The sequence below is a fragment of the Rhizobium herbae genome, from assembly GCF_017873135.1.
In the GTDB taxonomy this organism is placed as follows: domain Bacteria; phylum Pseudomonadota; class Alphaproteobacteria; order Rhizobiales; family Rhizobiaceae; genus Pararhizobium; species Pararhizobium herbae.
Map to the genome: position 1 here is coordinate 285,590 of NZ_JAGGJV010000006.1, position 20,050 is coordinate 305,639.

The following is a 20,050-nucleotide window of genomic DNA, read 5'->3' on the forward strand; positions in this document are numbered from 1 at the left end:
GACGCGCTGGTCAGGGCGCTGTCTGGATAGTCAGATGAGGGCGGCGGCGTCCGCCACCCTCAATGCTGGAACGATCGGCCTAGCTCGTCAGGCCGCTGACGCCTTCGACCGACCAATCCCAGGTGTAGAGTTCCGTGTCGGTCATCTTCTGGTCCTTGGCGATGCGGACGGTGCCGGTCGAATCCTTGATCTCGCCGGTGAAGGGCGACCAGCCGCCGACGATCTTGTCGCGGACGGCATCGGCTGCCTTGGCGACATCGGCCGGAACCTTCGCGCCCCAGACATCGCGATCGACGCCCGAGCCCATCTGCAGCAAGGTCTCGCTCGGCGACCATGTACCGGCCAGACGCTTGCCGACCTGATCGACGTAGAACTTCTTGAAGTCGATGATGACTGAAGAGACGTAAGAGTTCGGGCCGTAGCGGCGGATGTCGGTGTTCCACATCGCAGCCCAGACGCCACGCTGTTCGGCGACCTGCAGGTAGCCGGCCTCGTCCATGATGCCGAAGAGGAAGTCGCAGCCGTTGTCGATCAGCGCCGTGCCGGCCTGGGTGGCGGCCTGCGGATCGAACCAGGAGTTGATGGCGATGGTTTGCAGTGTGGCAGCCGGGTTGACCGAGCGGGCGCCCATCAGGAAGGCGTTGGTGCTGCAGAACACGGATGCGACCGGGAAGGACGCGACATAGCCGAGTTTGCCGGTCTTGGACAGATGTCCGGCGGCAACGCCGATGACATAGGTCGGGTACCAGTGCGCCAGATAGTACCAGCCGAGATTGTCCATCACCTGATGACCATCGCATTCCATGAAGGCGACTTCCGGCGCGCGCTTGACGACTTCATGCAGGAAGTCGCCCGTCGACGATGTGTCGAAGATCATGTTGGCGCCTTCCGAGACGAACTGGCGATAGGTGCGCGTCGCGTCGGCGGAATAGGGAACGTTCTCGACCTCGATGACCTTCTTCAGCTTCGGAAAGGCTTCCTTGACGGCGAGCAGGCCTTGATGATGGCTCCAGGTCCAGCCTTCATCGGTGATCGGGCCGACATGGCCGAAGCCGATGACGGCGTCCTCTTCGGCAACGGCTGGCAAGGTGGCAGCCGATGCCGTGCCGGCCCGGAACAGGCCGGCGGGCAATGCAAGTGCTGCGGCACCGGCAGCGCTCATGTTCAGGAAGCCGCGGCGGGACAATGTGCGCAGGTCGATCATGTATTCCCCTTTTGATTGTTGACGGCGGTGACTGGCAGCCGGATGATCCGGTTTGCCGCCAATGCCGCTTTTGGATACCGTGAATTGGCAACGCAACAATTGTGCCAAGCCGCCTCGTCGGGAACGAAGCGAGATGCTTGGCCAATGACAGCTCAAGAGGCGCCTGTCCTGCGCGAGCCAGAAGACCGGTCAAAACGACGGCGTATGGCGAAGGCATTGGCAGTGCGACGTGACAGCTGAGGCGCAAAGTGCCGCTTCTGACCCCCGATCCGGCCAGCGCGAAAACTGTTTCAGATGCCCGGTGTTCGCAATAGAGCGTATTTTACGATGATTGCAGTGCGAAAAACGCAACACTTGACGACGCGATTTTCATGGGCGTAAAACCCGCAAGCATACTTCATGCACAATTTAAGTGCATGGGTAAAATTTGTGCGATTTGGGTATTTTTTGAGCTGGAAGTGATGTTTTGAGGCAGTTTTCGCAGTTTGAACGGGCCGGTGACGGCGGCGTCGCGCCTTTCGAGCGGATTGCTGACGCCCGAGGCTGTTCGCATGAATGAAAAAGCCCGCCTTGTCTTCACGGGGCATCTGTACCCCGAGGCCTTTGTCGAGTTCGCCCGTCACCGCGCCCGCCGTCTCGACATCGTTCTGGATATTGCAAGCGCGGATGGAGAGGCGGTGAACGTCACTGTCGAAGGGCCGGTCGATCTGCTTGATGCCTTCGAAATGGCCTGCAGCCTCGGCCCCTATGATTGTCTTGTCTTGGATGTGGTTCGCACCGCCGCCTGATGGGTGACGGCGAAACGGGAGTTGAAAATGACTACGGGAAACATGTGGCAACCGGTCAGCCTGTCCCATTCGATCGAAACCGCCACATCGGCGGGAACACGGCTGTCGGGTGAAGATCTGGTGGTCTGGCGCGACAACAGCGGCATCGCCCATGTCTGGGAGGATCGCTGTCCGCACAGGGGCATGCGCCTGAGCTTCGGCTTCGTGCGCGGCGATCACATCGCCTGTCTCTATCACGGCTGGCAGTATGATACCGGCGGCCAGTGCCAGTACATTCCAGCCCATCCCGATCTCGAGGTTCCAAAGACCATCAAGGTCCCGGTCTATCTGACCGAGGAGCGGGCAGGCATGATCTGGACGACGCTGGCGGCGGATGCCGGACCCTTGACGGTGCCGGCAGACGAGACCGGAACGGTTCCCGTTCAAAGCCTCTATGTCGACTGTTCGGCGGACGCTGTCATTGCCGTGCTTGAGAGCATGACGCTTGCGCCCTTCTCGGCGGGACGCGATGCCGAAACGACGATTTCTGCCGTCAACCCATCGCTCTACGCGGTATCGTCCGGGCAGGACCGTCTGCTGATCGGCATCCAGACCATCACGGATGAGCGGACGGCCTTGCACGTGGTGATCTCCGGCCTGCCGGAAGTCTACGAGGGCGGCGGGCAGGCTCACTTTCTCTCCTGGGCTCTCGATCTGCGCTACCGCATCGAGAATCCACCGAAGAAGACCTTCGCCGTATCCTCGCGTGCCGTTGCGGAGGTGCTGTGATGGCTGCGCTGACGCTGTACAATTACGAACTGGACGAAAGCTGCTACAAGGTCCGCCTCGGGCTTTCGATGCTCGGCCTCACATGGGAGACGATCGCTGTCGACGTCTTTCCGGGCAAGGAACAGACGACACCCGCGTTCCTCGCCATGAACCCGGCCGGCCGGCTGCCGATCCTCAAGGACAGCCATCTCGTTCTCTCCGGCACGGAGGCGATCCTCGCCCATCTCGCCAAAACCCATGATGCCACCGGAAAGTGGCTGCCTGAGAGCGGCGCGGCCTTTGCGCTGGTCATGCAATGGCTGAACTTCTCCGCCCGCGATCTCGACGCGACGATCGCTGCCCGCCAGCATTCGCTGTTCGACGCGCCGGGCGACGAGACGGCCTTGCGCGCAGCGTCCGCCAAAGCCCTGCGGGTGATGGACGATCATATGACTGCGCGGGGTTTTGAAGGCGCGGACTGGTTCGTCGGCTCCGGTGCCACGATTGCCGATATCGCCCTGTTTCCGGCCTTCGCGCTGTCCCGCGATTTCGGCATCGATCACGATGAATACCCGGCGCTTCGGCGCTGGGCGCGAAAATTCCGGACGATCAAGGGCTTCATGACCATGCCGGGCATTCCTGACTATCATTGAAGCAGAATGTAAAACGAGGGAGTGATCCGATGAGCGCGTTGACCCGATTTTCCGTAAAGCCATTGTCGACGATGACCCGCCGGCTCGCCGATGTCGCCTTCGGGCGGAGCGAGCCGGATCTGGTGATCAAGGGTGCCCGCGTGCTCTCGACCTATTCGGAGCGCATCCTGCCGGACCGGGAGATCTGGCTGTCGGGCGGGCGCATCGCGGCAGTGAAGCCGGCTGGAACGCACAAGGGCTCGGCGAAAAGCTACGACGCCAGGGGCGGCATCATCGCGCCCGGCCTGGTCGACCCGCATATCCACATCGAATCCTCGATGGTGACCGCCTGCGCCTATGCCGAGGCGGCTCTTCTCAACGGCACGACGACGATCTTCTGCGACAGCCATGAAATCGGCAACGTCATGGACGTGGCCGGTGTCGAGGCGATGCTGGAAGATGCACGCATGGCGCCGCTGTCGATCTTCCTGACCGTGCCGAGTACGGTGCCGGCAACCTCGCCTCAGCTCGAAACGGCCGGTGGCGATCTGACCGCGGCGAAGATCGCGGCGCTCTTCGACAAATGGCCGGAAGCCGTCGCGCTCGGTGAAAAGATGGATTTCGTCCAGGTGGCGATGGGCGACGAGCGAAGCCATGCGATCCTTGCCGCGGCGCTGGAACGCGGGCGTCCGGTCTCGGGCCATGTCTACGGCCGCGAGTTCGTTTCGGCATACGCAGCATCCGGCGTCACCGACACCCATGAAGCCATCGATCGCGAGATTGCCGACGATATGCTGGAGGCCGGCATCTGGCTGTTTCTGCGCGGCGGCCCGCCGACGACGCCATGGCACAGCCTGCCGGAAGCGATCAAGACGATCACCGAGCTTGGCTCCTCGCACAAGCGCATCGCTGTTTGTACCGACGACCGCGACGCCGACGACCTGATGATGTTCGGCCTCGACTGGGTGACCCGAGAGGCGATGAAAGCGGGCATGAGACCGGAGCAGGCCTGGGCCATGGGCTCGCTGCACGGCGCCACCCGTTTCGGCATGGAAGGCGATATCGGCGGTCTGGGCGGCGGGCGCCGGGCCGATCTCGTCCTGCTCGATGACGCCTTCAAGCCGGTCAACACATGGTACGGCGGCGAGCTGGTTGTCGAGGGCGGCAAGATCACCCCGTTGCTCGATCAGGCGCTATCGACACGCTACCAATACCCGCAAGCCGCCTATCATACGGTCAAGTTGCCGAAGAACATCAAACTGACGCCCGATCTGCCAACCGAAAAGGTGATCGCCCACACCATCAAGACGGAGCTGCCGGGCATCACGCTCGGCCATGTCACAGTCACGCTGGAGCCGGCCAATGACTGGCAGGCGCATTTCGAACGCCACGGCCTCTGCTTCGTCACCGTCGTCGAGCGGCATGCGAAGTCGCCCGGCAATGTCGCGCATGGGCTTCTGACCAGTTTCAACCTGAAGCAGGGAGCGGTTGCTTCCTCGGTCGGTCATGACAGCCACAACATCATCATCGCCGGCACCAACGAGGCCGATATGCACGTCGCGCTGCGGGCACTGGAAGAAACGCAGGGCGGTGCCTGCGTCGTCATGGATGGCAAGGTCACCGCAATGGTGCCGCTGCCGATCGCCGGGCTGCTCTCAGACAAGCGTGTCACGGAGGTTGCTGCAGAGGTGCGGGCGCTGAAGGTCGAGTGGGAGAAGGCCGGTTGCTCTATCCCCTATATGGGTTTCAACTTGATCCCGCTCTCGGTCATCCCGGAAATCCGCATCACCGACAAGGGGCTGGTGCTGGTGCCCGAAATGGAGATCGTGCCGCTGTTCGAGGTGGCCTGATCCATGGACCCTTACCGGCTCGGCCTTGTCGCGACCCGCATCCACTATTTCCAGCTCGTCGCGCGGCTCGGCTCGATCCGGCAGGCAGCGCTGGCGCTGAATGCCGCGCCGTCGTCGATCAGCCGCGTTATCAAGCAGCTGGAGGATGAACTCGGCACGCCGCTGTTCGAGCGCATCCGCCAGCGCCTGAAGCTCACCAGCGCGGGCGAACTGATGCTCTATCACGCCCGCGTTTCGACCGCGGAACTCAACCGCGCCTGGTCGGAGATCAACGATCTGCACGGCCTGCATCGCGGCACGGTCTCCGTTGCCGTCATTGAAAGCGTCGCCCGTGGCCTGATGCCCAGAGCGCTCTCCGATTTCTGGGCGAAACATCCCGAGATCACCGTCGATGTGAAAGTGATGGGCTCGCAGCAGGTTTGCGACGCGGTGGCCGAGGGCGATTGCGATCTGGCGCTGACCTTCGACGTGCGCGTGCCTCGCAATGTCCGGCGCATCGCATCCGTCACCCTGCCGCTGGGTGTTCTGGCACTGCCCGGCAGCCGTTTTGCGGACAGGAAGGAACTGAAGCTGTTCGATCTTGCCGGCGAACGGGTGATCATGTCGGATGCCAGCCTCATGCTCGGCAATTCCGTGGAGGAAGCTTTCAGCCGTTCTCTTGTCGAGTTGAACCGTCGCTCACGCACCAACTCGATCGGTCTGATGGTCGATCTGGCGAAACTCGGTCTGGGCACCGTGTTGCAGACACGGGTCGGTATCGAGCAGGAAATGGCTGAGGGCGCGCTGCTGTTCGTGCCGCTGCGCGATCCGAAGATCAATCCGCGCCGCCTGATGCTGCTGTCGCGTTCGGCCAAGGAGATGTCTGACGCCGCGACCGCCTTCGGAACCCTGCTGGCGCAGGCGATCGACGGGTTGCAGCACTGACATGTTGCGTTTTGCGCATCATTTGCGTCAGGAAATAGCCGCTATTCGAAACAGTTCTCGCCTGCGAAAGTCCGGTTGCGAAGAGGGAAATTCATGAAGCAGAGTGCAGTGGACGCGGTGATCCGCGGTTTGAAGAGGGCGGGGGTCAGCGTCGTCTGCTACCTGCCGGATTCGCTTTTCAAGGAACTCTATCCGGCGCTCGATGCCGACCCGGATATCCGCACCATAAGGGTGACCAACGAGGGCGAGGGCGCTGCCATCTGTGGCGGCGTCTTCCTGTCGGGCAAGAAGGCGGCGCTGGTGATGGAAAATTCCGGTCTTCGCGCCTCTGTCGAGCCCTTGGCTCGCATGGGGCTTGGCGCCGGCATTCCGGTCGTCATGCTGATGAGCTATCGCGGTGAACTCGGCGAAAACAACTGGTGGGCCATTCCGCACGGTATCACCATGGAACCGGTGCTGAATGCGCTGCGTATTCCCTATTCCGTCGTGCGCGAGGAAGACAGGATCGAGCGCGCCATCACGGATGCCTATGCCTGGTCCTATGCCTCCTATTATCATTCGGCCGTGGCGCTCGGCGGCGAGGTGGTGCGATGAAGCGTTTCGATTGCATGAAGGCTCTGTCTGCCCGCCTCAAGGACGAACTTGTGATCCTCTCGCTCGGCGCCAGCGTCGACGAATGGTACAACGCAGCACCCCATATGCGTGCCGCCAGCCTGTTTCAGCAGCAGCTCGGCTGTGTCACCCCGCAGGCGTTCGGGCTCGCCGCCGGCCTGCCGCACCGGCGCATCATCTCGCTCGATACCGATGGTGGCATGATGTTCAATCTCGGCATCCTCGCCACGCTTGGCAACGAGCAGCCGAAGAACCTGTTCGTCGTCGTCTGGGACAATGAATGCTACCAGTCGATCGGCGGCCCGCCGACCCATACCGCCTCCGGCCGCGTGGATATCGCCGCCATCGCCCGGGGCGCCGGCGTCGACAATGCCTTTACCGCCCGCACGCTGGAAGAGTTCGATGCTCATTGCGCTGCGGGTCTTGCAGCCGACGTGCCTTACGTCGTCGTCGCCAAGGTCGCGGGAACGGTTCAGCCGGATATCAAGCGCAAGCACAGCGACGGCCGCGAGGACAAGTACATCTTCGTGCGACACGTCGAGGCCACCGAAGGCATCGTCATCATGGGGCCGAGCGAACACAATTGATGACGCATCCCTCCATCCAGAACCGCCCCTTGAAGCCAAGCTACGACCATATCGTCGTCGGTTCGGGGTCGGGCGGCGCGGCGGTTGCCCGCCGCCTGGTGGATGCCGGCGCGGATGTGCTTCTGATCGAGGCTGGGCCGGGGGGCATCGGCATCCCTGAAATTGATGATCCCACCCAATGGGTGCCGCTCGGCCGCGGTGTCTATGACTGGGGATACGACTACACGCCGACGGATCGCATCAACGGCCGCACCATCGGCATTCCGCGCGGCCGCGTGCTGGGTGGATCGTCGGCCATCAATGCGATGATGTGGTATCGCGGTCATCCGGCGGATTATGACGCCTGGGAAGCCGCAGGTGCCAGAGGCTGGAGCTTTGCCGACGTTCTGCCCTATTTCAAAAGGTGCGAGGACTGGCAAGACGGTGAAACGGCGTTTCGCGGCGCAGGCGGTCCGCTTAGAATCGAGCGCAGCCCGGATCCGCATCCGCTTGCCACGGCCCTTGTCGACGGCGCGCACGAACTGGGCGTCCCGGTCATCGACGACCCGAACGGTCCAGACAATGAGGGTGCCGCGCTCTCCAATTTCAATATATCGCGCGGCAAGCGCTGGAGTTCGGCGCGAGGCTATCTCTGGCCCGTGCTGGACCGTGAGAACCTGCACGTCCTGACCGGGTCGCTTGCCGTTTCCCTCGGTTTCGACGGGCGGCGCTGCGTTTCCGTCCGGCATATGGTTGACGACGTGCTCATAGAAACCCGCGCCGGCGCCGGCATCGTTCTCGCTTTGGGCGCCATCGACACGCCCCGCCTGCTGATGCTCTCTGGCATCGGCGATCCCGCCGAATTGAAACGGCTGGGGCTTCCCGTGCTGGCGGATCTCCCCGGCGTCGGCCGGAACCTGCAGGATCATCCTCTGGTCCGCGCCATCAATTTCCGCGCCAGCAGGCCTGTCGGTCCCCCGCGCGACAATGGCGGCGGGTCGATGGTCAACTGGAAGACGCAGGCAAACCTTGCCCAGGCCAACGTCCACACCTTCCCGGTGCTCAATCGCAGCGCCACGCCGGATGTTACCGCAAGTTATGATCTGAGCGGCGACGTTTTTGCGATCGGCACCGGGCTCATGCGCTCGCGCAGCCGCGGTTTTCTGCGGCTGCTGGGGACGGACCCACGGTCGCCGCTCGACATACAGCCGAATTTTCTGGCCGAACAAGGCGATATGGACGACCTGGTCCAGGCGGTCGATTTTGCCCTGAACCTTGCCCGAACCCATGCCTATGCCGATTGGTTCGATGGTTTCGCGGCGCCGGCCAGGCACCCGGGCCGGACGGAAATCATCGATTTCATCCGCATGTCCTGCTCGACCTTCTTTCATACCTGCGGCACCGCGAAGATGGGCGAGGACGCCATGTCGGTCGTCGACAGCCGCCTGGCGGTGCACGGGCTGGACGGGCTGATGATCGCCGATGCCTCGGTCATTCCGATCATTCCCAGCTGCAATACCCACGCGCCCGTCACCATGATCGGCGAGCGCGCGGCGGACTTTATCCTGCAAGCGGCCTGAGATTTGCATGGCCTGATTGAAAAAGCCGAAAGGGAGGCTGCGGCCATGACGACGGACAGTATCATTCTGGCAGGCGATTATCTGCTCACCATGGATGCCGCAAACAGCGTCGTGCCGGATGGCGCGGTGCTGATCGAGGATGGCCGCATTGCGGCCGTTGGCACGCTTGCGGCGTTGCAGACCGTGCATGCCGCCGTGCCGGTCAAGCAGGTGGCCAACAGCGTGCTGATGCCGGGTCTGGTGAACGCCCACGCCCATTCGGGCTTCCTGCGCGGCACGGCCGAGCATCTGCCGGTCTGGGACTGGCTGACGCTGCATATCAATCCCATGCACCGCGTCCTGCAGCGCCATGAAGCCGAAGCCGCCTCATGGCTGTGTTATGCGGAATCCGTGCTTGGCGGCACCACAACCGTCGTCGACATGTGGCGTTTCATGGACGGCAGTGCCAAGGCGGCCGAGGCCATCGGCAACCGGCTGGTGGCCGTGCCCTATGTCGGCGAGCATCCCGAATACAACTATTTCGATACGCTCGACATGAACGAGGCGCTGATCGAGACATGGCATCGCAAGGCCGGCGGCCGGGTCAATGTCTGGGTGGGGCTCGAACATCTGTTTTATGCCGACGAGGCGGGCCAGAGACGCGCCATCGAGATCGCCAGGAAGCACGGCACCGGCTTCCATACCCATTGCAGCGAAGCCGAGATCGAGCTTGCCGAATTCCAGACGCGCTACGGCAAGCGGCCGATGTTCGTGCTGGAGGACCTCGGGTTTTTCGAGGCGCCGCGAACCATGATCGCCCATGGTGTCTGGCTCGATGCCGCCGAAATCGAACTCATCGCCAACCACCGGGTATCCGTGGCACACAATCCCGTCAGCAACATGAAGCTCGCCAGCGGCATCGCACTGGTCGGCGACATGCTGGCGGCAGGCATTCCTGTCGGCATCGGTACGGATGGCGAGAAGGAAAACAACAATTTCGACATGTTCGAGGAAATGAAGGTCGCCTCGCTGCTCGGCAAGCTCAAGGACCTGGATGCGGCCGCCATGGACAGCTGGCAGGTACTGCGCATGGCGACGATCACCGGCGCAAAGGCGATCGGGCTCGACGATGAAATCGGCTCCATCGAGGTGGGCAAGCGGGCCGATATCATTGCCGTGCGCACGGACACGCCGCGCATGACGCCGCTCTTCGGGGAGGGGCCGTATTTCAACCTGCAGCACAATCTCGTTCACGCCGTGCGCGGCGGCGACGTGTCGCTGACCATGGTGGACGGACAGATCCTGGTCGAGGATGGTGTGCTGAAAACGGCGGATATTCAGGAGATCATCCGTGAAATCCACAGGCTGGCGCCGGGGCATTTCGCCCGCCGTGCCGCCTTTCTGGCAGAAAACGCCGGCGGGACGGTCCAATGGACCCAGAAGACCCAATGAAGGCAAAGGGAGCCTGAGCGGATGAGCAAGACGACCGACAGGGCAGCGCTTGACGAGTGGTACGCCGTGGAAACGGGCGCGGACCTCACGGCCCAGCCGGTGCGCACGCGCCTGCTCGGACAGGAGATCGAGCTTTACCGCGACGAAGGCGGTGCCCCGGTCGTCCGCGAGCTGCTTGACGATGGTTCATTCGGCCTGCCTCTGCCCGTGCGCGAACGCTACGGCTGCATCTGGACGACGCTCGGAACGCCCCGGCGCGAGATCTTCGATATCATGGAAGCGGGCGAGGACGATCGCCGTTTCGTGCCGTGCGGCTGGGTGAAGATGCGCGCCTCGGGCCTGCGCGTCGTTGAGAATTTCCTCGACATGGCGCATTTCCCCTTCGTCCATGCGGATATTCTCGGCTCCGAACCGCACACGGAAGTACCGGGTTATCTCAGCGAAATCCGCCGCGATGTCGATGAGGTCTGGGCGACGAACTGCACCTTCTTCCAGCCGCGCATCGCCGCCACCGAATCCGAAGGCGCCTTCGTGCACTTGACCTACCGCGTGCCCAATCCTTTCGTGGTGATGCTCTACCGGGTCTGTCCGACCTCGCCCAATCGGCTGGATGCCATTGCGCTGTTCATCCAGCCTTTGGAAGAGGGGCTCTGCCGGGCCCAGCCGGTGATGTATCTGGTCGATGATACCTCGACGCAGACCGCGCTGCTCAATTTCGAACAGGTCATCTTCCTGCAGGACCGCATCATCGTGGAAAACCAGCGCCCGCTTCTGCTGCCATTGGAACCCCGTCAGGAAATCCCGACCCGCGCCGACAGCTCCTCCATCGCCTATCGCCGCTGGCTGAAGGAAAAAGGTCTGCGTTTCGGCACCACGGCAGGGGCTGCGTGACCATGGCCGCAAGTGGGTTCACGGTGGTGCGCGCGGCTTCGGCAGACGAAGCGCTGTCGTTTGCCGCCGATCCCTCGTCCCGCCTTGTGGCCGGCGCCACGGCGCTTCAGCTCGAATGGGCGAAAGGCCAGCCAAGGCCGCAACGGCTGATCGATCTGACGCGGATCGTGGGACTGTCGTCGATCGAGGTCGGTGTTGATAAGGTCCGCATCGGCGCGCTCGTCCCGCTTGCGCAGCTGACGCGCGATGCCGCACTGGCTGCTGCCCTGCCACTACTGACCGCCGTCGCGAAAACTGTCGCAGGCCCCGCCGTGCGCAATCTGGCAACCGTCGGCGGCAATATCGCCGGGCGAACCGGCTGTCTCTTGCCGTCCCTTCTGGCACTGGATGCGTCGCTGGAAATCGTAACGCTTGAGGGGCGACGGACGGTATCGCTGGCCGCATGGCTTGCGGAAGACCATAGCCGCCCCGTTGTCATCGAGACCATCATTATTCCCCGCCCAAAGCCCGGTTGCCGCTGGACACAGCGCAAGATCGGCCTGCGCGCCGCGTTCACGCCAAGCATCATCGGCATCTCGGCCGTACTCGATCTCGATGGAGACACGATCCAAGCTGCCCGGCTTGCTGTCGGTGGCGGTAGTGTCATGCCGGCCCGATTGCTACGGACGGAGCGGATGCTTGCGAACCGGCCTCTTGCGGAAGTCGATTGGGCCGGGATACACGCCGGTCTCCTTACGGAAATCGCAGCGCCCGGCGATGCGTTCCGCTCAGCTGCCTATCGGTGCCATGCCGCTGCCAATGCGCTCGTTTACGGTCTCAGCGGCGCACTGCCGGGCGACACCCAGCCAGGCGCCGTGGACATGATGCATGCGTCCGGCAATCCGGTGGCCGAAACGCTGCTGTCGAAAGCCGCGTATGGCGATCGCTGGCATGTCCGTCCCGATGGTCCCGCCAAGGTCGCCGGCACATTTGCCTATCTGACGGACCACCGCACGCCGGACATGCTGGTCGGGCGCATCCTGCGCGCCGGCATCCCGCATGCACGTATCCTTTCGATCGATACCAGCGCCGCGGAAGCGCTGCCCGGTGTCGCCGCGGTCGTAACGCACCGGGATATCCCCGGAGACAATGCCTTCGGCATCGTCATCCAGGACCAGCCGGCTTTCTGTTTCGACACCGTCCGTTATGCCGGCGACGCGGTGGCCGCTGTCGCCGCCGTCGATGCGCGAACGGCCGAAAGGGCACTTGCCCTGATCCGGGTCGACTATGCGCCGCTGCCGGTGGTGACCGATCCGCGCACGGCCCTCCTGCCGGATGCGCAAGCGGTCCATGACGGCGGCAATCTGCAATGTGCCCTGAGCTTTTCGAAGGGCGATATCGAGACCGGCTTTGCCCATGCCGCCCATGTGATCGAGGCCACCTATGAGACGCCGAGGCAGATGCACGGCTTCATGGAAACCGAAGGTGGCCATGCCTTCGTCGACGAAGACGAAATATTGACCGTCTGCGCGGGCGGCCAGCATGGCAGCCGCGACCGTCTGCAACTGTCGCGAATCCTGGCAATGCCGGAAGACAGGATCCGCGTTGTCACCAGTCCCACCGGCGGCGCCTTCGGCGGCAAGGACGAACTGACCGTACAGCCCGCTCTGGCGCTTCTGGCCTTGAAGACCGGCCGTCGGGTTCGCCTGCAGCTTGACCGGGCGGAATCGGTGACGGCAGGCACGAAGCGCAACCCGATGACGATCCGCATGCGCACGGCCTGCGACAGGGAAGGGATGCTTCTTGCCCAGGAAGTGGAGGTTATCGGCGACGCCGGGGCCTATGTCTCTCTCGGTGCGGCGGTTCTCGAAACAGCGCTTGAACATGCCTGCGGCCCCTATGTTGTTGCGCATGTCGCCAGCAGCGGCAGGCTTGCCTATACCAATAACGGGGTCTGCGGTGCCTTTCGCGGCTTTGGCGCCAATCAGATGACCTTTGCAGTCGAATGCCAGATGGACAGGCTGGCCGCAGTCTGCGGCCTCGATCCCCTCGACATGCGCCGCCGCAATCTGCGGCAGCCAGGCATGCCGGGAACGCTCGGCCAACGGGTCGCGCCCTCTGAACGGCTGGCTGAAATGCTCACCGCCGCGCAGGCCGATTCGCTCTGGCGGAAGCCCGGTGGCCTGTCGCCGGATGGCAGCGAGGTTCTTGGTATCGGCATGGCGTTGAATTATCAGGGCAACGGTCTCGGCACCCTGCCGCCTGATCCGGCAGGCGGCGGGCTGCGGCTGGCACCGGATGGCATGATCGAGGCGCTGTATGGACTGGACGAGATGGGGCAGGGGCTGTTGGCCTCCGTTCAGGCGGCAGTTTCAAGCGCGCTGGGCTGCGCCCGCGCCGATATCCGCGCCGTGACGGGCGATACCGCAGCAACACCGGAATCCGGCTCGACCACCGCGTCGCGGGGTACCTATGTCGTGTGGAAGGCTGCCGCGCTGGCAGCGCCTGAATTCTCGCAAAATATCCTGACCGGTGCTGCCGGCGTGCTCAAGCGGCCGGTCTCACAGCTTGTTCTGATGGCTGGCGGTATCGGCGAGCGCGGATCGAACAGTGGCGTGCCCCTCCTGAACTTCCGCCAGCTTGCCGATGCGCTCGGCCCCGACGCTTTGCCCTCTGTCTCGACAAGCTTCGATTTTCCGAAGACGGAATACCAGTACGGTAATGCCCGTTTCCTGTTTGCCTTCGGCGCCACGCTGGCGCGGGTCGCCGTCAGCCGCATTACCGGTCAGGTGCGCGTTCTCGATCTCGTGCAGCACACGGCGGCGGGGCCGGTGCTGGATGCCGCCGCTTATCTCGGCCAGATCGAAGGCGGCGGCTTGCAAGGTCTCGGCTTCACGCTGAGCGAGGATGCGATCATGGAGAACGGACTTTTCGTGACAGGCAACCTCGACAGCTACATGCTGCCGGGCATCGCCGATGCGCCGGAGACGCTGCGGGTGCATGCGCTGGAAACGCTGGATGCGGACGATCCCTTCGGCCCGCGCGGTGTCGGCGAACTCGGCATCGGCGCCGTTACTCCGGCTGTCGCCAATGCGGTTGCGAATGCCATCGGCATCTGGCCGGTCTGCACGCCGTTCGATCCGCAGATGCTGCTTGATACCATGGAAGGCCGCGCATGACCGGCGAACACGTCACGTTTCGTCTCAACGGTGAAATCATCCAGCTCGATGCGCCCGGCGATGCGTGCCTGATTGACCTGTTGCGAGATGATTTTGGGCATATGGCTGCCAAGAAGGCCTGCGGCATCGGCCGTTGCGGTGCCTGTACCGTCCTGATGAATGGCGTGCCAGTCAATGCCTGCCTTCTGATGGCCTGGCAGTTGCAAGGGGCGGACATCGTCACGCCGGAAGGGCTCGATCGTCTTTCCGAAGCGACGGTCATCCGTCAAGCGCTTGCGGCAGAAAACGCCTTCCAGTGCGGCTATTGCGCGCCGGGGTTCTCGATCGTGCTGACGGCCCTGCTGCGGGAAAAGCCGGATGCGGGCGAGGCCGATATCCGTGCCGCCCTGGAGGGCAATCTCTGCCGCTGCACCGGCTATCATTCCATCATTCGCGGCGCGCTTGCCGCCGTGGCCGCACTCGCCGGAGAAACACAATGACCGTCATCATCCGCAACAGCGAGCCGACCAATGAAGCGGCCAGGGCCTTTCTCGCCCGGTCGCGCAAGCAACACCTGATCGGTGGCGCCTGGGTCGATGCGTCCGACGGTTCCGTTTTTGAAACGCTCGATCCGGCAACGGGCCGCCGTCTGGCCGAACTTGCCAAGGGGACGGCAGACGATGCAAACAGCGCCGTGGCTTCGGCCCGCGCCGCCTTCGAAAGTGATCTCTGGCGCGGCATGACCCCATCCGCCCGTGGCAAGCTGCTGTGGCGCATCGCCGATCTGATCGATGCGCATGCGGATGAACTCGCCGAACTCGAAACGCTTGATCAGGGGAAATCCCTGAAGACCGGCCGCTTCGGCGAAATACCGGCTGCTGCCGAGCAGTTTCGCTATTTTGCCGGTTTCGCCACCAAGATCCTCGGTTCGACGATCCCGACCTCGATCGGCTATCAGCCGCCGGGCAAGAAAATGTTCGCCTATACCACCCGCGAACCGATCGGCGTCGTTGCCGCCATCACGCCCTGGAATTCGCCGCTGCTGATGGCGGCGATGAAGCTGGCGCCGGCGCTTGCCGCCGGCTGCACCGTCGTGCTCAAGCCGGCAGAAGAGACATCGCTGACGGCGCTGCGTCTCGGTGAGTTGATGCTGGACGCGGGCCTGCCCGCAGGCGTCACCAATATCGTCACGGGCTTTGGCGAAACCGTGGGCGCGGCGCTGACGGCGCATCCGGACGTCGACAAGGTCGCCTTCACCGGCTCGACCGAAGTCGGCAAGATGATCCTCGGCGCGGCGCAGGGGAACCTGAAGAAGCTGACGCTGGAACTCGGCGGCAAATCGCCCGCCATCGTCCTGCCCGACGCGGATTTCGCTCTCGCTGTCCCGGGCATCGCACGCGGTATCTTTGCCAATGCCGGTCAGGTCTGCGTCGCCGGTTCGCGGGTTTATGCGCATCGTTCTGTGCACGAGCGGCTGGTCGAGGGGCTGGCGCGGGAGGCGTCAAAGCTGCGCCTCGGCCACGGGCTCGATCGGGAAGTGGATCTTGGGCCGCTGGTCAACCGCAAGCAGGCGGACAGGGTGGCCGGATATATCGCCGAAGGGCGTAGCGACGGTGCGACGATCATTGCCGGAGGCGGGCAGGACGGCGCATTCTTCCAGCCGACGGTGGTGACCGGCGTTCGCGCGGACATGCGGATAATGCGCGAGGAAATCTTCGGTCCCGTCGTGGCCATAACCCCCTTCGACGATGTCGATGAAGCCGTCGCCTATGCCAATGACTCGCCTTACGGCCTTGCCGCCAGCGTCTGGACGGCGGATCTTGGTTCCGCCCACCGGCTGGCAGGGCGCATCCGGTCGGGCACTGTCTGGATCAACTGCCATTCCTACTTTTCTCCGGAACTGCCCAAGGGCGGGCACAAACAGTCCGGCTGGGGCTATGAGAACGGTGCGCAGGGATTGGAAAACTATCTGGAAACAAAGACCGTTTGCGCCGTCATATGAGGCGTCGCCTACCCGGGGCTCTGACGCCCGGTATGCTCCGCGTTGAAGTTCGGCCATTAAAAGTCATTATTGCGACTAATTCGCACTTGCAATAAAGGCGACATCGCCTATTGTTGTAGTTGAAACTTAGTCGCAATAAGGAGACGCGGATGCTCGATAGGGTGAGGCGGTCGGCGCTGGCCGGAATGATGGGGGCCGCAATCGCGCTTGCCGTAGCGGCAACGCCGGCGGCAGCCGAGGAGAAATTCAAGGCCGTTACGACATTTACCGTCATCGCCGATATCGCCCAGAATGTTGCGGGTGACGCCGCGATCGTCGAATCGATCACCAAGCCCGGGGCGGAGATCCATAATTATGCGCCGACGCCGGGCGATATTCGCCGGGCGCAGGGGGCGCAGCTGATCCTCTGGAACGGTCTCAACCTGGAGCTCTGGTTCGAAAAATTCTTCCAGAACGTCGAGGATGTTCCGAGTGTCGTGGTCTCGGACGGCGTCGAGCCGATGGGGATTTCCGAAGGCCCCTATCAGGGCAAGCCCAACCCGCATGCGTGGATGTCCCCGAGCGCGGCGGCAATCTATGTCGACAACATCCGCGATGCCTTCGTGAAATACGACCCGAAGAATGCCGAGACCTACAAGGCAAACGCTGCTGCGTATAAGCAGAAGATCAAGGATGCCGTCGATCCGATCAAGGCCAAGCTTGCCGCCATTCCGCAAGACAGGCGCTGGCTGGTATCGAGCGAGGGCGCGTTCAGCTATCTGGCACGCGATTTCGGGCTGAAGGAGCTGTATTTGTGGCCGATCAATGCCGACCAGCAGGGAACGCCTCAGCAGGTTCGTAAGGTCATCGACGCGGTCCGGGCCAACAAGATCACTGTCGTCTTCAGTGAGAGTACAATCTCGGCCAATCCGGCAAAACAGGTTGCGCGGGAGACGGGCGCCAAATACGGCGGCGTCCTCTATGTCGATTCCCTCAGCGAGCCCGATGGTCCTGTTCCGACCTATATCGACCTGCTGCGCGTGACCTCCGACACTATTGCCAACGGTCTTGCCGAATGAACGCTCAGGTCCATTCCTTTGCAAGCCCCCCTTCCTTGGAGGGGGGCTCAGGCATTTCCGTCACGGATGCGATGGTGACTTACCGCAACGGTCATACGGCTTTGCATGACGCCACGTTCCACATTCCGACCGGGACGATCACCGCGCTGGTCGGCATGAACGGCTCCGGCAAATCGACGCTGTTCAAGGCGATCATGGGCTTCGTGCGCACATCGAAGGGGTCCATTTCGGTGCTTGGCCAGACGGTGGACGCAGCGCTCAAGAAGAACCTCATTGCCTATGTTCCGCAGAGCGAGGATGTCGACTGGAACTTTCCGGTACTTGTCGAAGATGTCGTGATGATGGGCCGCTACGGCTATATGGGCATGATGCGCAGAGCCAGGAGCGTGGACCATGAAGCGGTATCATCGGCGCTTGCCCGCGTCGGCATGAGCGATTTTCGCAAACGCCAGATCGGCGAACTCTCCGGCGGCCAGAAGAAACGCGTCTTCCTTGCGCGCGCGCTTGCCCAGGATGGGCGCGTGATCCTGCTCGATGAGCCTTTCACCGGCGTCGATGTCAAGACGGAGGACGCCATCATCACACTGCTGCGCGCGTTGCGTGACGAGGGACGGGTGATGCTGGTTTCCACCCACAATCTTGGCAGTGTGCCGGAATTCTGCGATCGCACCGTTCTGCTCAATCGCACCGTGCTGGCTTACGGCCCGACGGCGGAAACCTTTACGCAGGCCAATCTCGAAAGAACGTTCGGTGGCGTGCTGCGGCATTTCGTTCTGAGCGGCGCCGACGGCGGCAAGCAGCATCCGGTCGGTTTCATCTCCGACGATGAAAGACCCTTCGTTCTTTATGGCGACGAACCGGTCGAACGCGACCCGGCAGATGGCGCCGGAGGCAAGGACTGATGGCGCTGCTGTTCGAACCTTTCACCTATGATTACATGGTCAACGCCATGTGGGTGTCGGCGCTGGTCGGCGGCGTCTGTGCCTTCCTGTCCTGCTATCTGATGCTCAAGGGCTGGTCGCTGATCGGCGATGCACTTTCGCATGCGATCGTGCCGGGGGTTGCCGGCGCCTATATGCTCGGTCTGCCGTTTTCCATCGGCGCCTTCTTCTCCGGCGGCCTTGCCGCCGCCGCCATGCTGTTTCTCAACCAGCGGACCAAGTTGAAGGAAGATGCGATCATCGGCCTGATCTTTTCCTCCTTCTTCGGTCTCGGGCTGTTCATGGTGTCGCTGTCGCCGACATCGGTGAATATCCAGACGATCGTACTTGGCAATATCCTCGCCATCACGCCGCAGGATACGCTGCAACTCGCCATCATCGGCTTCGTTTCGCTCGCCATTCTTCTGGTGAAGTGGAAGGACCTGATGGTGGTCTTCTTTGATGAAAACCACGCGCGTTCGATCGGCCTCAACCCGGCGGCGCTGAAGATCATGTTCTTCACGCTTTTGTCCGCCTCGACGGTCGCCGCTCTCCAGACCGTCGGCGCGTTCCTCGTCATCTGCATGGTCGTCACACCGGGTGCGACCGCCTATCTGCTGACCGACCGTTTTCCACGGCTTCTCGTCATTGCCGTCGTCATCGGCGCGCTGACCAGTTTTACCGGCGCCTATGCCAGCTATTTTCTTGACGGCGCGACCGGCGGCATCATCGTCGTTCTGCAAACGCTGATTTTCCTCCTGGCTTTCTTCTTCGCCCCCAAGCACGGAATGCTGGCTGCCCGCCGTCGGGCAAACCAGGGACTGGAGGCAGGCCTGTGACCGCCATCGAAACACTGCTTTCCCCGTTTCAGTTCGGGTTCATGGTGAATGCGCTCGTCATCTCGGTTCTGGTGGCGGTTCCAACCGCGTTGCTTTCCTGTTTCATGGTCCTGAAGGGCTGGTCGCTGATGGGCGATGCCATCAGCCATGCGGTCTTTCCGGGCGTGGTCATTGCTTATATCGTTGGCTTTCCTTTCGCCGTCGGAGCATTCGCAGCCGGCATGTTCTGCGCGGTTGCCACGGGTTTCCTCAAGGACAACAGCCGCATCAAGCAGGACACGGTGATGGGCGTTGTCTTTTCCGGCATGTTCGGTCTGGGCTTGGTGCTTTACGTCAAGATCCAGTCCGACGTGCATCTCGATCATATCCTGTTTGGCGACATGCTCGGCGTCGGCTGGCGCGATATCGCCGAAACGGCCGTCATCGCGGCGATCACGGCAGGCATCATTGCGGTCAAATGGCGGGATTTTCTGCTGCACGCCTTCGATCCTGCACAGGCGAAAGCTGTCGGCCTGCCAGTCAGGCTGCTGCATTACGGCCTGCTCTGCCTGATTTCGCTGACGATTGTCGGCGCGCTGAAGGCCGTCGGCATCATTCTCGCCATCGCCATGCTGATCGCGCCGGGCGCCATCGCCTTCCTGCTGACCAAGAAGTTCAGCACGATGCTGATGCTGGCGGTGGCCGTCGCGGTTGTCGCGTCCTTCTTCGGCGTCTATCTGAGCTTTTTCATCGATAGCGCCCCGGCACCGACCATCGTCCTTCTGATGACGGCCGCCTTCATTGCCGCCTTCGTCCATGCCACCCGCACAGCGGCGCGGAGCGAGGCCGGTGGGGCGAAAGCCGAGATGCGTTGAGGCATGACAAGGGGC

General features: G+C 62.8%; 18 protein-coding genes. 17 read left to right on the forward strand and 1 reads right to left on the reverse strand.

Features of this window, described 5'->3' with window-relative positions; translation table 11 throughout:
- Positions 1-79 precede the first annotated feature (79 nt).
- Positions 80-1,204 carry a BMP family ABC transporter substrate-binding protein gene (locus J2Z75_RS17935; RefSeq protein WP_209854120.1) on the reverse strand — a complete coding sequence of 375 codons (1,125 nt, stop codon included), beginning with the start codon at positions 1,202-1,204 and terminating at the stop codon, positions 80-82.
- 551 nt (positions 1,205-1,755) lie between these two features.
- On the opposite strand from J2Z75_RS17935, the gene J2Z75_RS17940 reads away from it, so the two are divergent.
- The 17 genes from J2Z75_RS17940 (at position 1,756) to J2Z75_RS18020 (ending at position 20,035) form a co-directional block, all read left to right on the forward strand.
- On the forward strand, positions 1,756-1,992 hold the full coding sequence (locus J2Z75_RS17940; RefSeq protein ID WP_209854121.1) for a hypothetical protein: 237 nt from the start codon (positions 1,756-1,758) through the stop codon (positions 1,990-1,992).
- A 27-nt stretch (positions 1,993-2,019) separates the two neighbouring features.
- The gene (locus tag J2Z75_RS17945; RefSeq protein WP_234937408.1) at positions 2,020-2,760 is read left to right on the forward strand and encodes a Rieske (2Fe-2S) protein; all 741 of its coding nucleotides are present in this window, start codon (positions 2,020-2,022) and stop codon (positions 2,758-2,760) included.
- A complete protein-coding gene (locus J2Z75_RS17950; protein WP_209854123.1) occupies positions 2,760-3,392 on the forward strand; it encodes a glutathione S-transferase family protein in 633 nt (210 codons plus the stop codon). Before J2Z75_RS17945 ends, J2Z75_RS17950 begins: the two co-directional genes overlap by 1 nt.
- Positions 3,393-3,421: 29 nt before the next feature.
- Positions 3,422-5,221 (forward strand): adenine deaminase, encoded by a 1,800-nt coding sequence (locus J2Z75_RS17955; RefSeq protein WP_209854124.1) that lies wholly within the window; start codon positions 3,422-3,424, stop codon positions 5,219-5,221.
- 3 nt (positions 5,222-5,224) lie between these two features.
- Positions 5,225-6,145 carry a LysR family transcriptional regulator gene (locus J2Z75_RS17960; RefSeq protein ID WP_209854125.1) on the forward strand — a complete coding sequence of 307 codons (921 nt, stop codon included), beginning with the start codon at positions 5,225-5,227 and terminating at the stop codon, positions 6,143-6,145.
- A 93-nt stretch (positions 6,146-6,238) separates the two neighbouring features.
- Positions 6,239-6,739: a thiamine pyrophosphate-binding protein gene (locus tag J2Z75_RS17965; protein WP_209854126.1), complete on the forward strand. Its 501-nt coding sequence runs from the start codon at positions 6,239-6,241 to the stop codon at positions 6,737-6,739.
- Positions 6,736-7,344: a thiamine pyrophosphate-dependent enzyme gene (locus J2Z75_RS17970; protein WP_209854127.1), complete on the forward strand. Its 609-nt coding sequence runs from the start codon at positions 6,736-6,738 to the stop codon at positions 7,342-7,344. Before J2Z75_RS17965 ends, J2Z75_RS17970 begins: the two co-directional genes overlap by 4 nt.
- Positions 7,344-8,903, forward strand: coding sequence for a GMC family oxidoreductase (locus tag J2Z75_RS17975; protein ID WP_209854128.1), 1,560 nt, complete (start codon positions 7,344-7,346; stop codon positions 8,901-8,903). Before J2Z75_RS17970 ends, J2Z75_RS17975 begins: the two co-directional genes overlap by 1 nt.
- A 45-nt stretch (positions 8,904-8,948) precedes the next feature.
- Positions 8,949-10,334, forward strand: a complete 1,386-nt coding sequence (locus J2Z75_RS17980; RefSeq protein WP_209854129.1) for an amidohydrolase family protein — start codon at positions 8,949-8,951, stop codon at positions 10,332-10,334.
- Positions 10,335-10,355: 21 nt separating this feature from the next.
- Positions 10,356-11,225 (forward strand): aromatic ring-hydroxylating oxygenase subunit alpha, encoded by an 870-nt coding sequence (locus J2Z75_RS17985; protein WP_209854130.1) that lies wholly within the window; start codon positions 10,356-10,358, stop codon positions 11,223-11,225.
- Positions 11,226-11,227: 2 nt separating this feature from the next.
- Positions 11,228-14,383: a molybdopterin cofactor-binding domain-containing protein gene (locus J2Z75_RS17990; RefSeq protein WP_209854131.1), complete on the forward strand. Its 3,156-nt coding sequence runs from the start codon at positions 11,228-11,230 to the stop codon at positions 14,381-14,383.
- Positions 14,380-14,862, forward strand: coding sequence for a (2Fe-2S)-binding protein (locus tag J2Z75_RS17995; protein WP_209854132.1), 483 nt, complete (start codon positions 14,380-14,382; stop codon positions 14,860-14,862). The genes J2Z75_RS17990 and J2Z75_RS17995 overlap by 4 nt, the downstream gene beginning before the upstream one ends.
- A complete protein-coding gene (locus J2Z75_RS18000; RefSeq protein WP_209854133.1) occupies positions 14,859-16,364 on the forward strand; it encodes an aldehyde dehydrogenase family protein in 1,506 nt (501 codons plus the stop codon). The genes J2Z75_RS17995 and J2Z75_RS18000 overlap by 4 nt, the downstream gene beginning before the upstream one ends.
- A gap of 149 nt (positions 16,365-16,513) precedes the next feature.
- A complete protein-coding gene (locus tag J2Z75_RS18005; RefSeq protein ID WP_209854134.1) occupies positions 16,514-17,422 on the forward strand; it encodes a metal ABC transporter substrate-binding protein in 909 nt (302 codons plus the stop codon).
- Positions 17,419-18,324 carry a manganese/iron ABC transporter ATP-binding protein gene (locus J2Z75_RS18010; protein ID WP_209854135.1) on the forward strand — a complete coding sequence of 302 codons (906 nt, stop codon included), beginning with the start codon at positions 17,419-17,421 and terminating at the stop codon, positions 18,322-18,324. The genes J2Z75_RS18005 and J2Z75_RS18010 overlap by 4 nt, the downstream gene beginning before the upstream one ends.
- Positions 18,324-19,181, forward strand: a complete 858-nt coding sequence (gene sitC, locus J2Z75_RS18015) for an iron/manganese ABC transporter permease subunit SitC (protein WP_209854136.1) — start codon at positions 18,324-18,326, stop codon at positions 19,179-19,181. Before J2Z75_RS18010 ends, sitC begins: the two co-directional genes overlap by 1 nt.
- Positions 19,178-20,035 carry a metal ABC transporter permease gene (locus J2Z75_RS18020; protein WP_327791269.1) on the forward strand — a complete coding sequence of 286 codons (858 nt, stop codon included), beginning with the start codon at positions 19,178-19,180 and terminating at the stop codon, positions 20,033-20,035. Before sitC ends, J2Z75_RS18020 begins: the two co-directional genes overlap by 4 nt.
- Positions 20,036-20,050 lie beyond the last annotated feature (15 nt).

Bases quoted from the DNA above. Each gene is read 5' to 3' on its own strand.
- J2Z75_RS17990 (WP_209854131.1), top strand. From the start codon at position 11,228: ATGGCCGCAAGTGGGTTCACGGTGGTGCGCGCGGCTTCGGCAGACGAA.
- J2Z75_RS17945 (WP_234937408.1), top strand. From the start codon at position 2,020: ATGACTACGGGAAACATGTGGCAACCGGTCAGCCTGTCCCATTCGATC.
- J2Z75_RS18000 (WP_209854133.1), top strand. From the start codon at position 14,859: ATGACCGTCATCATCCGCAACAGCGAGCCGACCAATGAAGCGGCCAGG.
- J2Z75_RS17950 (WP_209854123.1), top strand. From the start codon at position 2,760: ATGGCTGCGCTGACGCTGTACAATTACGAACTGGACGAAAGCTGCTAC.
- J2Z75_RS17995 (WP_209854132.1), top strand. From the start codon at position 14,380: ATGACCGGCGAACACGTCACGTTTCGTCTCAACGGTGAAATCATCCAG.
- J2Z75_RS17940 (WP_209854121.1), top strand. From the start codon at position 1,756: ATGAATGAAAAAGCCCGCCTTGTCTTCACGGGGCATCTGTACCCCGAG.
- J2Z75_RS17960 (WP_209854125.1), top strand. From the start codon at position 5,225: ATGGACCCTTACCGGCTCGGCCTTGTCGCGACCCGCATCCACTATTTC.
- sitC (WP_209854136.1), top strand. From the start codon at position 18,324: ATGGCGCTGCTGTTCGAACCTTTCACCTATGATTACATGGTCAACGCC.
- J2Z75_RS17980 (WP_209854129.1), top strand. From the start codon at position 8,949: ATGACGACGGACAGTATCATTCTGGCAGGCGATTATCTGCTCACCATG.
- J2Z75_RS17955 (WP_209854124.1), top strand. From the start codon at position 3,422: ATGAGCGCGTTGACCCGATTTTCCGTAAAGCCATTGTCGACGATGACC.
- J2Z75_RS18010 (WP_209854135.1), top strand. From the start codon at position 17,419: ATGAACGCTCAGGTCCATTCCTTTGCAAGCCCCCCTTCCTTGGAGGGG.
- J2Z75_RS17970 (WP_209854127.1), top strand. From the start codon at position 6,736: ATGAAGCGTTTCGATTGCATGAAGGCTCTGTCTGCCCGCCTCAAGGAC.
- J2Z75_RS17965 (WP_209854126.1), top strand. From the start codon at position 6,239: ATGAAGCAGAGTGCAGTGGACGCGGTGATCCGCGGTTTGAAGAGGGCG.
- J2Z75_RS18005 (WP_209854134.1), top strand. From the start codon at position 16,514: ATGCTCGATAGGGTGAGGCGGTCGGCGCTGGCCGGAATGATGGGGGCC.
- J2Z75_RS17975 (WP_209854128.1), top strand. From the start codon at position 7,344: ATGACGCATCCCTCCATCCAGAACCGCCCCTTGAAGCCAAGCTACGAC.
- J2Z75_RS17935 (WP_209854120.1), bottom strand. From the start codon at position 1,204: ATGATCGACCTGCGCACATTGTCCCGCCGCGGCTTCCTGAACATGAGC.
- J2Z75_RS17985 (WP_209854130.1), top strand. From the start codon at position 10,356: ATGAGCAAGACGACCGACAGGGCAGCGCTTGACGAGTGGTACGCCGTG.